The sequence below is a fragment of the Sorangium sp. So ce834 genome, from assembly GCF_051521425.1.
GTDB lineage: Bacteria > Myxococcota_A > Polyangia > Polyangiales > Polyangiaceae > Sorangium > Sorangium cellulosum_D.
This window is the reverse complement of record NZ_CP150351.1, coordinates 3,485,001-3,499,003: the sequence shown is the minus strand read 5'-3', so window position 1 is coordinate 3,499,003 and position 14,003 is coordinate 3,485,001. Positions and strand designations below refer to the sequence as shown.

The following is a 14,003-nucleotide window of genomic DNA, read 5'->3' as shown; positions in this document are numbered from 1 at the left end:
GCCGGTGGCGAGCCACATGGGCCTGCGGGTCCTCGTGACCCACAGGTTCGGGAGGTTCGCTGCCCGCACCGGCGCAGGCGCTCCGCGGGCGCCGCCGTCGCCGTTGCGGGCTTCCCGCGCGCCCGGAGATGTAGTACTCAGAACCCATAGACATGGCTCATCTCGCATCCGTCCTCTTGCCGGTGTGCACGACCTTCCGGTACGCGGTCGCGCTCGCTCCTGGGGCGCCGGCGGACTACGAGGTCGCCGCCGAGCTCTGCGTGCCGCAGGACAGCCCGCGGGACACGGTGCTGCTCACCGTGCACGGCACCACGTACTCGAGCGTGTACTGGGATTTCCCGTACCAGCCGGAGCGCTACTCGTTCGTGCGCTACGCCAACGCGGCGGGCTACGCCACGCTGAACTTCGACCGCATCGGCACCGGAGACAGCGACCGCCCGCCCTCCCTTCAGGTCACAGCGACCGCGCAGGCTTACGTCCATCATCAGCTCGCGGAGGCGCTCCGGAGCGGCGAGCTCGGGCACGCATGGAGCCGGGTGGTGCTCGTCGGCCACTCGCTGGGATCCATCATTTCGGTCCAGCAGGCCGCGACGTACCACGACGTGGACGGCGTCGTGGTCACGGGGTTCTTGCACACCTACGGCCCGGGGTTGCCGCAGCTGCTCCTGAACGCCCATCCGGCCGCGCTCGACCCGAGCTTCGCGGGCTCCGGCCTCGACCTCGGCTATCTGACGACGCGGCCGGGCACCCGCGGTTCGACGTTCTATTACCTCCCGAACGCGGATCCGGCGGTGATCGCCCAGGACGAAGCGACCAAGGGGCTCGGCACGTCCGGCGAGCTCGCCGAGTTCGCGCTGGTCGGCACCGCGCTCACGAGCCTGCAGGTCGACGCGCCGGTGCTCACCGTCGTGGGACGGCACGACACGATATTCTGCGGGATCGCGCCGTGCGGCACCCTGTTCAGCGGGACCACGCTGGAGCCGGCCGCCTACGCGCCGGCCGCGGAGCTGGAGATCGTCGTCGTGCCCAACGCGGGGCACGATCTGAACCTGCAGATCAACGCGCCAACCACGTACGCGGCGATCCGCGGCTGGCTCGACGAGCGCTTCCCGCCGCTCGGGAACTAGGGTTCTCGCCCCGCCAGGGGGGAGCGCTCGATCGCCTCTCGGCTCCGGCGGCGCGACGCTCCCGCCCGGGAGCTGCGCCTGCGCCTGCGCGGGCGCGGACCGCAGCGCGCGGCCCGCGCGCGGTCACCCCTTCGCCTTGCCGTTCGCGTCCCACTCCGCCCAGAAGCGCTCCAGGCCGAGGTCCTTCAGCGCCCGGTTCAGGAAGCGACGATCGGTCCAGGGCTCGACGTCGAAGGTGTTCCGGATCAGACCGAACTTCTTCGAGTCGGCGACCGCCGACTTGTACCGGGCGATGACGTACTCGTCGAGCAGCGGGCTCGCGTTCTGCTTCATGTCCTCGCCCTGCTGCGCTTCCTTGTAGTTCGCGTAGGGCGTGCCCGACTTCGACCACAGCTGGAAGACCTGATTGCGGTTCTTCTCGTCCGCGACCCACGCCGACGACTTCACCGCCAGCGTGATGATGCGCTGCACGATCTCGGGGTGCTCGTTGATGAAGTCCTCCCGCGCGATGATGCCCGAGTTGCTCGGGTAGGTCGGCGAGTCGCCCTTCGTCGTGTACACGATCTTCGCGATGCCCTGATCGCGCAGCGAAAGAAAGTCCGTGCCGCCGAACGCCGCGTCGATGTCCTTCGTGGCCAGCGCCGCCTTCGACGTGGACGTGTCCATGTTGATGGAGCGAATGTCCTTCTCGGTCAGCCCGTGCCCCTCGAGGATCCGGTTCGCGGACAGCTGCGTCGCCGTGCCCTTGGCGTAGGCCACCTTCTTGCCGCGCAGATCCTTGACCCCGTTGATCGGCGAGTCGGAGGGCACCACCAGATAGGCGTGGCCGCGCCGGCTGGCGCTGCCCAGGAGCCGCGTCCGGAGGCCGCTCGCCCGGCCCACCACCGAGGGGAGGTGGCCGTGCGTCCAGATGTCGAGCAGGTTGTTCGCCACCGCCTCGTTCACGGCCGGACCGGCGCCGCGGAAGAAGTTCCACTTCACCTCGATGCCGTCCTTCTTGAACTCCTCGGCGAGGCTGCCCTGAAGGTGCAAGAGGGAGAAGAAGCTGCCCCCCGTGACGGGGCGATTGCCCACGCCCACGCCCGGCACGCCGACGCGGATCACACTGGGCCCAGCAGCACGGGCCCTGCCTGCGAGGAGCGCTCCGGACACCGCCGCCGCAGCGCCCCCCAAGAACTGACGTCTATCCATGGCACGCCGATGTGCACCGGACATGCCATTCGCTGGTTATCCCTGAAATCAGCGCTCCTGCGCGCCACGCTGCTTCCAGGGGAGCACCCGATCCGCAACGATGCTGGCGGGCGGTCCATCGCGCAGGCCGGCCAGGGAGCCGCGCCCGGCCGCGCGCGCCCCGCTCGCCGCTCGCCGCCGGTCCGGGCGCCGCGGCCTCAGCCGCCGAGCCCTCCCGGCCGCGCGCTCGCGAAGACGGCGACGTTCCGCGGCGTCACCTCGGGGTCGAAGACGATCGCCGCCTCGACCTCGTGCCCCTGCTCGCCGAGGGCCATCGCGCGGTCGAGCGAGACCGCGACCTCGGTGAGGCGGGCCAGGAGAGAGCGCGGCAGCGTGAGCCGGCGCATCCGGCCGAACGCCGCGCGCGCCGCGCGCTCGCGCTCGCGGAGCTCGGCGTCGGTCGCCGGCGGGAGGCCCCGCAGCGCGAGCGCCCGCGCCGCGAGCTCGCGCAGCCCGCCGTGCGCGCGCCGCCGGTTGATCCCGCGCATCTCCTCGCCGAGGGCGACGTCGAGCCCGCGGCAGCGGAGCAGCGAGAGCAGCGCGTGCCGCCGCTCGCGCGCCGCGAGCTCCTCGTCCAGGCTGGCCTCGACCCCCGCGCGCCGCGCCGTGAGGTTGGTGAGGCCCAGCGCCTCGCGCCGGAGGACGAGCCCCGCCGCCCTCGCCGCCGCCGACAGCGGCGCGCGCGCCGGCGCGCCGATCTTCTGCAAGCAGCACGAGACGAGCGCGAGGTCGCAGCGCGCCGCCGCCGCCGCGGTCACCATGCGATCGCCGAGCTCCCCGCACGCGTGCAGGCCGACCGGCAGGTCGTCCGGCGCGAACGCGAGCGCCTCCTGGAAGGCGTCGAACGCGACGAAGCGGGCCCGGCCGCCGGCGGCCAGCGCCGAGGCCGTCGCGACGCGGTCGGGCTCGCGCTCGAGGCCGAGCGCGTCGCGGTCGAAGCGCGCGGCGGCGAGGCGGGTGAAGTGCCCGTGCCCCGCGCCCACGTCGACGAGGCGGCGGGCGCGGGCGGCCATGGGCGCCACCGCGCCGAGCAGCGCCTCGAGCTGGAGCCGCTTGCGCGCCGGCACCGCCCGGAGCTCGTCCAGCGACGCCGGCGGGAGCGGCTGGACCGGCCGCCGCGGCAGCCTCGCGGCCTCGTCCGCGGCGCGCGCCAGGGCCGCGAGGCTCGCCGGCGCGCCGCCGAGCCCGGCGATGCACGCGGCGAGCCCGTCGCCCTCGCAGCGGGCGAGATCGGCGTCCGTGAGCGAGAGGAGGAAGCCCGTCCAGCCCCGCGCCTCGCACCAGGCCGGCGGCGCGCCCTCGTCGACGCGCGCCCCGACGATGTCGAGCGCCGGCACGAGCACCTCGAGGGCGCGCGCGAGGCGCTGGGCGACGGTGGGCGGCCTGGGCGACGGGAGCATGCGCGAACCGGAGCGGGGCAAGCAGTACCGGATCCGCGCGACGAGGGCGAGGGCAGGCCGAACCCCTACGAGGACATCGGCGTGAAGAAGGGGCGGGACTGATCCCGCCCGGCCGAGCGCGCGGCCGGAGCCATCCGGCGGGCGCGGGCTCTCCTGCCCGGCGGCGCATGGTAGCGTGGGAGCGCCATGCGCCTGCTCGCCCTCGCGTCTCTCTGCCTCTGGACGTGCGGTTGCGCCCCAGCCCTCTCGACGTTCCAGCCGGCCCACGTGGCCGACAAGGGCCATGTCCAGGCCGAGCTCGGGCTCGACGTCTCGATTCCGACCGGCACCATCGCCTCGCTCATCGACGCCGGCGTCGTGCTGGCGGACGTCGCGGAGTCCCGGGAGCTGTCCGAGCGCGAGCGGCAGACGCTCTTCGAGGCGGGCGGCGCGCTCACGCTGAACCCGCCGTCGGCGACGCCGCACCTCGGGATCGGCTACACCGCGCTCGACCGCTGGGAGCTCAACCTCCGCTATACCGGCAGCGCGCTTCGCCTGGGCACCCGCTATCAGCTCCTGAAGCGCGACAAGGACGGCGTCGACCTGACGGCCGGCGTCGGCGTCGGGCGTTACGTCTTCGGGCTTCCTGTCGCGAGCGTCCTCGGCATCGTCGAGCTCGAGGACTTCACGCGGTGGCAGATCGATCTGCCGATCCAGGTCGGGACGGCGGGCACGTGGTACCGGGTCTGGGGCGGCCCTCGCCTCATGCTCACGACGTTCGACGCCGCCCTCACCGCGGACCTGCCCGCCTTCACCGGATACCCGGGCGAGCGCGAAATCGCCGCGCTCTCCGGCGTCGGGCTGTACCTGGGCGGTCAGGCCGGCGTCGCGTTCGGCTACAAGCACGTGTTCCTGGGCGTCGAGCTCACGCTCGCGGAGATCTTCACGGGCGGCGAGCTCTCCGTGCTCGGGGAGCGGGTGGTCGCGGTGGATCTCGACAGCTTCATCATTTACCCGGCGGTGGGGCTGATGGTTGAGTTCTAGTCGGCGCTCCAATGTCGCAATCACCCCTCCTGACGCCGCGGACAGGGGGGCGCGCGCGTTCGTCAGGGTGGCTAGCCTCGTCCTGCGCGATCGCATCAACGCGCATTTCCGGGCGCGGCGTCGACGCGACGCTGAAGCACCTCGACCCGAGCTATCGACTCCGCGGCGTCCCCGCGTCCCCCTCGGACAGCGTGTTTTGCTGGAACGGGGCGCGACGCGCTCGTGGCATGATGGCCCGCATGAACATCTCGTCGCTCTCGCGCCCGCTCGTGCTCGTCGTCGGTCTCGCCGGTCTCGCCGGCTGTCACAAGGAGGCCCCGGCGCAGGCCCCGCCGCCGGTCGACGCCGCGCCTCGGATGCAGGACCCCGCCGCCGGGACCGGCGCCCCGGCGGGCGACGGCAGCAGCGCCGCGCCGGGCGACGGCAGCAGCGCGGCGACGACCGAGCCCCGGTGCGAGGCGGACGCCGACTGTGTGGTCTCCTGCGCGCGGGTCGGACAGTGCTGCGACCAGCTGTGCCCGCCGTGCGACCAGGCGTACCACCGCGATGCGCTCGCCGCGCTCCAGCAGTGGCGCGCCGAGCGCTGCGCGGCCGAGAGCTGCCCGGTCGCCAAGTGCATGGCGCCGAAGGAGGACTCGGTCGCCCGCTGCAAGGCGGGGCAATGCGTGGTCGAGCGCGTGCCGCACGTCGACCGGTGATCCGCCGCCCGCGCGATCGCCGCTGAACGGCGCGGCCGAGCAGCGCCTCGCGGTGCGTTTCGCCACAGACCGCACCTGCGCCACACCGATCGAGCTCGACGCCATCGGACAGCCCATCTCCGGCGTCCTTCACGCCGAGATCGCCAGCGCCTGGCCCTGCGCTTGCATTGCGTGGGGTCCGGGAACATCGCGATCCCGGCGGCGGACGTCTCTCCAGCCCACGGCTGGAACGTGGAGAATCGTGGATCGGCTCTCGCCGAGGTCGCAGCGGGAGGTCCCTTGGGCATCGAGATCCAGCAAGACCATTTCAAGACCGTCGATTACGGGCTCTTCAAGGCGCGCCTCCAGCAGAACCTCACCGCGCTCGAGATGGTGCTCAGCCGGCCGGGGTTCGGCCTCGGCGACGCGACGATCGGCGCGGAGCTCGAGCTGTTCCTCGTCGACCGGGAGGCGCGCCCCGTGCCGCTCGGGCCCGAGATCGCGCGCGCGGCGGCGAGCCCGATGATCACGCCGGAGATGGGCGCCTTCGACATCGAGCTCAGCACGCAGGCGGTGCCGCTCGCCGGCCGGCCGCTGTCGGCCCTGCGCGAGCAGATGCGCGCGACCGTCGAGGCGATCCGCGCGCGCGCCGCGGCGCGGGGGGCGCGCGTGGTCCCGGTCAGCATCCTGCCGACCTTCCGGCGGCAGGACTTCAGCCCCGCGACGATCACGAACCTGCCCCGGTACCGCGCGCTCGCCGCGGGGCTCTGCCGGCTGCGCAAGGCGCCGTTCCACATCCGGATCGACGGCGCCGAGCCGCTCGAGCTGATGTCGGACGACCCCGCGATGGAGGCGGCGAACACGGCCTTTCAGGTCCACCTCCGGGCCTCGCCCGACGCGTTCGCGCGGCTGTTCAACGCGGCCATGATGATGACCGCGCCCGTCCTCGCGGCCGCGGGCAACTCTCCCACCTTCCTCGGACACCGGCTGTGGCACGAGACGCGGGTGGCGGTGTTCAAGCAGGCCGGCGACGACCGCCCGCCGGAGACCGAGACGGACTGGAAGAAGCCCGCCCGCATCGGCTTCGGGACCGGCTGGGTGCGCGACGGCGCGGCGGAGCTCTTCATGGAGAGCGTCGCGCTGCACGAGCCCATCCTCCCCGTGTGCAGCGACGAGGACGTCATCGCGTGCGCGCGAGCCGGCGGCGTGCCCCAGCTGCACGAGCTCCGCCTGCACCACGGCACCGTCTGGAAGTGGAATCGACCGGTGTACGACCCGGCCGGCGGCGGTCACCTGCGCATCGAGCTGCGCGCCATGCCGTCCGGGCCCACGCTCGACGACATGCTCGCGAACGGGAGCTTCCTGCTCGGGGGGATCCTCGCCCTCGCGCCGACCGTCGGAGAGCTCCTGCCGTCGTTCCCCTTCGGGCTCGCCGCGCGGAACTTCTACCACGCCGCGCAGCACGGCCTCGACGCCGAGCTGGTCTGGCCGGAGGGGCCGGGCGCCGCGCCGAAGGGCGTCCGCGCGCGCGATCTCCTCCTCTCGCTCCTGCCGCGGGTCGAGGAGGGCCTCGTGACCGCGGGGGTCGACGGCGCGGAGGCCCGCCGCTACCTGCAGATCTTCGAGGCGCGGGTCGCCAGGGGCGTCACCGGGGCCGTGTGGCAGCTCCGCGCGCTTTCGGCCCTGGAGCCGCGCGCGCCGTCGCGCGAGGAGGCGCTCCGGCGGATGCTCGAGCGGTACATGGCCGAGGTCGACTCCGGCAACCCCGTGCACGCCTGGGCGCTCCCGGGCGCCGGCTCGACGTGAGGTCGCCATGAGCCGGGACGCCACGAGCTCGCTCGCAGCGCAGATCGACGCGCGGCTCTCCGCGCCGGGGGCGATGGACGCGGCGCGGTTCGCGTCGTTCCTCGAGGGCCAGCGGAGGCTCGGGCTCACGCACGGCGACCGCGCGCTGTGCCGCCACCTCAGGCCCCACCTCATCGCGGAGCAGGACTACGCCGTGGTCGCGCGCGCCGTCGAGCGGATCGCCGCCGCGCTCGAGCGCGTCGCGCGGCGGGCGCTCGTCGACGCCGCCCTCGCCGAGGAGCTGGGGCTCTCCGCGGACGAGCGCGCCCTCGCGGCCCTCGATCCGGGCGAGGGGCCGTTCCTCACGGTCGGCCGGCTCGACATGCTCGTCGCCGAGGGCGGCTTTTCCTTCATCGAATACAACGCCGACTCCCCCGCTGGCATCACCGATCAGCTCCTCATCGAGCGGACGTTGATGGAGCTCCCCCACCTCTCGCCGCTCCGGGGCCTGCAAGGCGTGCGCACGCCCGCGCCGCACCGGGCGCTCCTGCGCGCCCTGCGCGAGGGGTACGCCGCGTGGGGCGGGCGCGAGCCGAGGCCCACGATCGCCATCGTCGACTGGAAAGCCGCCGACACCTTGGCCGAGTTCAAGGCGCTCTCCGACCTGTTCTCGGCCGAGGGGCACCGGACGCGGATCCTCGATCCGGACGAGCTCGAGCGCGACGGAGACCGCCTCTCGGCCGGCGGGGAGCCGATCGATCTCGTCTACCGGCGCGTCATCACGCAGGAGCTCGTCGCGCGGCGCGGCGTGGATCACCCGCTGATCGGCGCCTACCGCGACCGCGCGGCGTACGTGGCGAACTCGTTCCGGACCAAGCCGCTCAACAAGAAGGCGGCGTTCGCGGTGCTGAGCGCCCCCGAGTTCGCCGATCTGTTCTCGCCCGAGCAGCGCGCGGCCATCGCGGAGCACATCCCCTGGACGCGCCGGGTGCGGGCGGGCCGGACCTCGTGGCGCGGGCGCGACGTGGACCTCCTCGAGCTCATCGCCGCCGAGCAGGAGAGCTTCGTGCTGAAGCCGAACGACGATTACGGGGGCAAAGGCGTGCTGCTCGGGTGGCAGACGCCTGCGGACGCGTGGAGAGCGGCTGTCCGCGACGCCGAGGCGCAAAGCGCGATCGTGCAGGAGCGCAGCCGCGCGCGCACGGCGCGCATGCCGACGTTCCGCGACGGCGGCGTGGTCGAGGAGGACGTCTACTTCGACCTTGGCCCCTTCGTGTTCGCCGGCCGCATGGAGGGCGCCATGGTGCGGCTCTCGGCCTCCGCGGTGAGCAACGTCTCCGCGGGTGGCGGGGTCACCGGGCTCTCGATCGTTGACGATGCGCGTTTGAAACGAGAGGAGATTCGCCATGTGTGAGCTCCTTGGCACGGTATCGAACGTGCCGACGGACATCGTGTTCTCGTTCACGGGGCTCGCGCTCCGCGGCGGGCAGACGGGGCCGCACGCGGACGGCTGGGGCGTATCGCTCTATGATGGGCTCTTCGCGCGGACGTTCCTCGAGCCTCACCCGGCGTTCTCGAGCCCGCTCGCGCGGTTCATCCGCGAGAACCCGATCCACACGGCCCTCGCCATCGCGCACGTGCGCAAGATGACGCGCGGCGGAGCGGCCTTGAAGAACACGCACCCTTTCATGCGGGTGCTCCACCGGCGGCACATCGTGTTCGCCCACAACGGCACCTTGCCCAACGTCCGGGATCGGCAGCTCCGCCTCGAGACGCCCATCGGGGACACCGACAGCGAGCATGCCTTCTGCGTCATCCTCGAGGAGCTCCGGGCCGCCTACGGCGCGCAGTACCCGAGCGACGGGCGGGAGCTGGGGAAGATGCTCTATGAGCTGGGAAACGAGCTCGGCAGCGACGGCGTGTTCAACTTCCTGCTCGCGGACGGCGAGCACCTGTTCGCCCGCTGCGGCGACCACCTGTCCTGCATCCTCCGCCGCGCCCCGTTCGGCGAGGCCACGCTCGTGGACGCCGACCTCAAGGTGAACTTCAACGACGTCCACGGCCTCGAGCCCGACGCGCGCATGGCCGTGGTGGCCACCGAGCCGCTCACGCGCGACGAGCTCTGGAGCAAGGCGACGCCCGGCACGCTCTGGGTCTTCCGCGCCGGCGAGCTCGTGGCGACCTACCCCGAGGCCGCGGCGCGGGGCTCGAGCGCGGAGATCGCCGAGCCCGGCCCTCCGGGCTGAGACGCCGTGTCCGCGGCGCGACGTCAGCCGCGCGGCGGCGCGACGTCAGCTGCGCGGCCGCGCGAACAGGCCGCGGAAGAAGTCGCCCACCGTGTGCTCCTTGTAGTCGCGGAACTCGCCGGCATCGAAGTAGACGCCGCCGCACACGCTGCAGCTCTCGTACCAGATGTGCGGCTGCTGCGGGTCGACCATGCGCACCATCGGCGTCGTGCAGCGGGGGCACGGCACGCGCCGGATCTGGTTGTTCTTCCGCCCGACCGCGGGGTCGCCGGTGTCGATCTGCTGCGAGCCGTCCATCGCCTTGAGCGACTCCTTCTCACGGCTGTCGAACCAGATTCCGCCGCACGCGGTGCATCGGTCGACATCGATCCCGCCGAAGGTGACGACATCCATCGAGGCGGTGCATTTCGGGCAGTTCACGTCGCGCTCCAGTGCGGCCGGCGCCGCGGTCGGACGCGATGCTATCAGACGAGCCGGATCGCGGGAAGCGCCGGCGTCACGTGTAGCACGCCGGCGCGAGCCGCAGCGCCTGGACGAGCGCCGGATCGTGGCCGAGGAGGAGCGCGCCGCGGCGCTCTCGCTCGATCTGCTTGAGGCGACGGATGCTGGCGAGCGCGGCCTCGTCGTCCACGCTCTCGCCGGGGAGGATCTCCTCGGTGAAGTTCTCGGCGAGGTCGCCCGCGTCGCCGACGAGGACGACGGTGCCGGTGTCCCTCAGCTCGACCACCACGGACTGATGGCCGGGCGTATGCCCGCGCGTCAGCACGACCTCGACGCCCGGCATCGCCTCCCAGTCTCCCTCGACGAGGTCCCAGCGCAGGCCGGGCAGGTCGTAGTCGCGCTCGAACCAGGCGGGCCCGTGGTCCGGGCCGAAGGCATAGGCGTGCTCTCGCCGCTGCACGGAGACGCGCGCGTCCTGGAACATCGCGAGGTTCCCGGCGTGGTCCAGGTGCATGTGCGTGAGGATGACGTGCTTCACGTCGGCGGGGCGCACCCCGATCCGGTCGAGCTGACAGGCGAGCTCGTGCTCCGGGAGGATGACCGGCGGGCGAATCCCCTGCTTCGTATAGTGCTCTTCGCGGAGCGCCGGGTCGTGGACGAGCGCGCTGTTCAGCCCCGTATCGACGAGCACGAGCCCCCGCGCGGTCTCGAGCAGATAGGCCGACACCGGCTCGGCGAGGATGAAGCGCCCCCCGCGATCGCGCGTCGAGACCGTCTTCTCGAGGATCTCGTACCCACAGAGCAGGACGTAGAGCCTGGAGACCTCGGTGGTCATGGCGCGATCTCCCTCGCGGCGCCGGCTCGCGAGCGGGCCTGTTCAGCCCGGCCGAGCCGCGCGCCCGCGTCATGCGGCGGGGTGTGCCAGCTTCGAGTACTTCGTGCAAAAGAACATGTACACGCCGTAGGCGCACAGGCCGGCGGCGACGAGCACGAGCAGCATGGGCCCGAAGGGCGACGCGGCCACGGTCGAGAGCGCCTCGCCGACGCCCTTCGATTGCCCCGGATCGTGGGCGATCGCGGCCTTGATCAGCGCCGCGCCGATGATCCCGAAGACCACCCCGCGGGAGACGAGCCCGACCCGGGCCATGCGGAAGACCCACGTGCGCTCGGGGGGACTCATGCCTTGCGTGCTGAGGTCCCGCGCGAAGCGGGATTTCATCGCCTTGCGGAGCTGCTGGACGGCGACGGCGATCACCACGAGCCCCGCGATGCCGACCAGCACGCCCCCGAACGGCTGCTCCATCACCTTGCCGACCCAGGTCCGGGACCCGTCGCCGCCGCCGCCGCGGCCGAGCGCGAGCTGGAAGGCCGTGATCGCGAGGCCCGCCGAGATCGCGCCGCTCACGGCCCAGCCCACGCGCTCGGCCTTCCCCTTCGCGTCGCGGCCCACGTGGCCCGGGTCCTTGAGCGCGAGGACCTCGCGCCACAGCGCATATCCGACGAGCCCGATCCCCACGACGATCAGCAGCGCTTGCCCGAACGGCTGTTCGCCGAGGACCCCGACCGCCTCGTGCCCGCCGGCGGTGCGCCCGCCGGCGCCGAAGGCTGCCTGGAGCGAGAGGGCGCCGATCAGCACATAGACGAGCCCCTTGGCCGCAAATCCGAACCTGGCCAGGGTGCGCACCCAGCCGCTATTTTCAGGCTCGGTGAACATGTTCTTCCCCACCGGAATTTCCATGGCTTCAGCTCTCCTGGGCGAACCTGGTGCAGCGGGCATGCCACCGGGCGAGCGGGGCGCTTCGAGCGCTGGTGCGGCGTGCGTCGTGCGGTGTGGGGCGGGCCGCCACGCCTTGGCTCCAGAGTGCCTCACCCCCCTCGCCGAGCGTCGGTAACGTGCTTCGCCGCGCGCCGAGGCGTCGCGCAGCGGGCGCAGCGGTGCTGGCGGGCCCTGGGAGACGAGGGCGGGTGAGCGCACACGCGCTCTCTGGATCGCGGGGATTTTCGGCGAGAAACCGGAGCGCTGGATGGAGGGGAGTCCTCTGGCAGCCTGCAAACGAGCCTGCGTCCACCCTCGTCCGCGCTGGATCTGCGGTGGCCCACGCCGCGTGGTAGAGCATTGACACCCCGTCGCCGTTTGGGGTCTTCTCGCGCGCGATCTCTTGCCGCGCGGGCCGCCCTGGCCCTCCGAGCTGGCCGCGTCGGCCCTCTGTCGTCCCTGCTTCAGCCGTTCGGCCCCTCGATGACCCAGACCTCCCCTGACGTAGCGCCCGAGCCCGCGCCTGACGAGCCGCAGCGCGCTGGCACGCCCACGGCGCTGGCCGCCCCAACGCCTTGGGGCGCGCGCGCCGAAAGCCTCCGTGCGCGCGTCCTGCCGTGGCTCGAGCGCCTCCCGCGTTTCGCCGTCGTGTTCCTGCGCGTGGTCGTCGCGCTGGCTGCGGCGGGCGCGATCGGCACCTACCTCGTGCTCGGGATCATCCACCTTCGTTTTCCGTTCGAGATCGAGTGGATGGAGGGCGGCCTCGTGGACGAGGTCCGCCGCGTGCTCGCCGGGCAGAAGCTCTACGTCAAGCCCACGGTCGAGTACGTCCCTTTCCTGTACGCGCCGCTCTATTTCTATGTTGCGGCCGCGTTCTCGAAGGTGCTCGGCGTCGGCTTCTTCTCGGCGCGGCTTGTCTCGTACCTCGCCTCGATCGCGGGGATCGCGCTCATCGCGCGCATCGTCCACCGCGAGACCGGCGGCAAGCACGTCGCCCTGCTCGCGGCCGGCGTCTACGCGGCCGCGTACCCGCTCTCCGCCGGCTTCTTCGACATCGCGCGGGTCGATTCGCTGTTCGTGCTGCTGCTGCTCGCGGCGCTCTACGTCGCGCGGTTCGGCCGCTCCACGAGCTCTGCCGTGGCCGCCGCGGCGCTCTTCACGCTGGCCCTGCTCACCAAGCAGTCGGCGTCGGTCATCTTCGTCCCGGTCGCGGCGTACCTCGTCCTCACCGAGTGGAGGCGCGGCCTCGTCTTCGCTGCGTCTGGCGCTGCGATGATGGTCGGCAGCGTCGTCGTGCTCGACCGCATCCACGACGGCTGGTTCTGGTGGTTCGTCTTCTGGCTCCCGCGGCAGCACCCCTGGGTGGAGCGGATGTGGGTCGATTTCTGGCTCGAGGATCTGATGCGGCCGCTCTCGGTGAGCTGCCTCCTCGCGCTCTTTTATGTGATGGTCGATCGCCGGGTCTTCACCTCGGGCGACGCGCGCGCGGCGGCACCTGGCGACGCTCGTGGCGATGCGGAGCCGGCGGCCCACGGCTCGGCCTTCGCCCTCTCCTTCCGCAGCGGCCGGTACTTCTATCTCTTTGCCGCCGCGGGGATGCTCGGCGCTTCCTGGGCGGGGCGGCTCCATGCGGGCGGCTGGCCCAACGTCATCATGCCGGGCTTCGCGATCCTCGCGATCCTCTTCGGGCTGGGGGTCCACGCTGCGATCGTCGCCGCAGCCGAGCTCTCGGCGCCCCGGCGGCACCGCGTCGAGGCGTTCCTCCTCGTGCTCGCGGCCGTCCAGTTCGCCTGTCTCGCCTACGACCCTTCTCGTTACGCTCCGAAGCCCCTGGATGCGAAGGCGGGAGAGCACCTGCTCGACAAGATTCGAAAGGTCGAGGGCGAGGTCTTCATCCCTGCGCATGGCCACCTCGCGACGCTCGCGGGCAAGCGCTCTTACGCCCACGAGATGGCGATCGCGGACATCCTCGGGATCAAAGGCGGCCCCGCGGGCGCCGAGCTTCGCGCCGACATCGAGAAGGCGATCTTGCAGAAGCGGTTCGGCGCGATCTTCTCGGACACCGACTTCTTCAAGAAGGAGATCCAGCAGGCCTATCGCCAGGAGGGCAAGGTCTTCGAGGACAAGAAGGTGTTCTGGCCCGTGACCGGCTTCCGCGTTCGCCCCGAGCGCATCTACGTGCCCAAGAGCAGCGGTTCCGCAGGCCCGAGCCTCCCAAGGCGGTAGGTCCGCCCCTCCCAGGGCGGCACACCCGACCCTCCCAAGGCGGCACACCCGCCCCTCTCAAGGCGGTAGGCCCGAGGCGAGGGTGCTCGTCG

At 72.3% G+C, this 14,003-nt stretch carries 12 protein-coding genes; 7 read left to right on the top strand and 5 right to left on the bottom strand.

Annotation, left to right across the window (positions count from 1 at the left end):
- Window positions 1–152: 152 nt before the first annotated feature.
- Complete coding sequence (locus WMF20_RS12805) at window positions 153–1,127, top strand: alpha/beta hydrolase (RefSeq protein ID WP_437613592.1); 975 nt, start codon at window positions 153–155, stop codon at window positions 1,125–1,127.
- Between the two features lie 123 nt (window positions 1,128–1,250).
- Here the strand turns inward: WMF20_RS12805 and WMF20_RS12800 are convergent, their stop codons facing one another.
- Entirely contained in the window at window positions 1,251–2,231 is a 981-nt protein-coding gene (locus WMF20_RS12800; RefSeq protein WP_129574612.1) for an ABC transporter substrate-binding protein, read from the bottom strand.
- A 284-nt stretch (window positions 2,232–2,515) separates the two neighbouring features.
- Window positions 2,516–3,757: a methyltransferase gene (locus WMF20_RS12795; RefSeq protein ID WP_437613590.1), complete on the bottom strand. Its 1,242-nt coding sequence runs from the start codon at window positions 3,755–3,757 to the stop codon at window positions 2,516–2,518.
- Between the two features lie 186 nt (window positions 3,758–3,943).
- On the opposite strand from WMF20_RS12795, the gene WMF20_RS12790 reads away from it, so the two are divergent.
- From WMF20_RS12790 to WMF20_RS12770, 5 genes are all read left to right on the top strand, one after another.
- Window positions 3,944–4,780, top strand: a complete 837-nt coding sequence (locus tag WMF20_RS12790; protein WP_437613588.1) for a hypothetical protein — start codon at window positions 3,944–3,946, stop codon at window positions 4,778–4,780.
- Between the two features lie 239 nt (window positions 4,781–5,019).
- On the top strand, window positions 5,020–5,478 hold the full coding sequence (locus WMF20_RS12785) for a hypothetical protein (RefSeq protein WP_237245288.1): 459 nt from the start codon (window positions 5,020–5,022) through the stop codon (window positions 5,476–5,478).
- Window positions 5,479–5,757: 279 nt separating this feature from the next.
- Window positions 5,758–7,263, top strand: coding sequence for a hypothetical protein (locus WMF20_RS12780; protein WP_437613586.1), 1,506 nt, complete (start codon window positions 5,758–5,760; stop codon window positions 7,261–7,263).
- A gap of 7 nt (window positions 7,264–7,270) precedes the next feature.
- The gene (locus tag WMF20_RS12775; protein ID WP_437613584.1) at window positions 7,271–8,656 is read left to right on the top strand and encodes a hypothetical protein; all 1,386 of its coding nucleotides are present in this window, start codon (window positions 7,271–7,273) and stop codon (window positions 8,654–8,656) included.
- On the top strand, window positions 8,649–9,488 hold the full coding sequence (locus tag WMF20_RS12770; RefSeq protein WP_437613582.1) for a class II glutamine amidotransferase: 840 nt from the start codon (window positions 8,649–8,651) through the stop codon (window positions 9,486–9,488). The genes WMF20_RS12775 and WMF20_RS12770 overlap by 8 nt, the downstream gene beginning before the upstream one ends.
- Window positions 9,489–9,533: 45 nt before the next feature.
- Here WMF20_RS12770 and WMF20_RS12765 read toward each other — a convergent pair whose 3' ends face one another.
- The 3 genes from WMF20_RS12765 to WMF20_RS12755 all read right to left on the bottom strand — a co-directional run bounded on the left by WMF20_RS12765 (window position 9,534) and on the right by WMF20_RS12755 (window position 11,667).
- Window positions 9,534–9,908, bottom strand: coding sequence for a zf-TFIIB domain-containing protein (locus tag WMF20_RS12765; protein ID WP_129574606.1), 375 nt, complete (start codon window positions 9,906–9,908; stop codon window positions 9,534–9,536).
- 76 nt (window positions 9,909–9,984) lie between these two features.
- On the bottom strand, window positions 9,985–10,764 hold the full coding sequence (locus WMF20_RS12760) for an N-acyl homoserine lactonase family protein (protein ID WP_437613579.1): 780 nt from the start codon (window positions 10,762–10,764) through the stop codon (window positions 9,985–9,987).
- Between the two features lie 69 nt (window positions 10,765–10,833).
- Complete coding sequence (locus WMF20_RS12755) at window positions 10,834–11,667, bottom strand: DUF1206 domain-containing protein (RefSeq protein ID WP_437613577.1); 834 nt, start codon at window positions 11,665–11,667, stop codon at window positions 10,834–10,836.
- Between the two features lie 666 nt (window positions 11,668–12,333).
- Between WMF20_RS12755 and WMF20_RS12750 the strand changes: the two genes are divergently transcribed.
- Window positions 12,334–13,911, top strand: coding sequence for a glycosyltransferase family 39 protein (locus WMF20_RS12750; RefSeq protein WP_437613575.1), 1,578 nt, complete (start codon window positions 12,334–12,336; stop codon window positions 13,909–13,911).
- The last annotated feature ends 92 nt before the right edge of the window (window positions 13,912–14,003 follow it).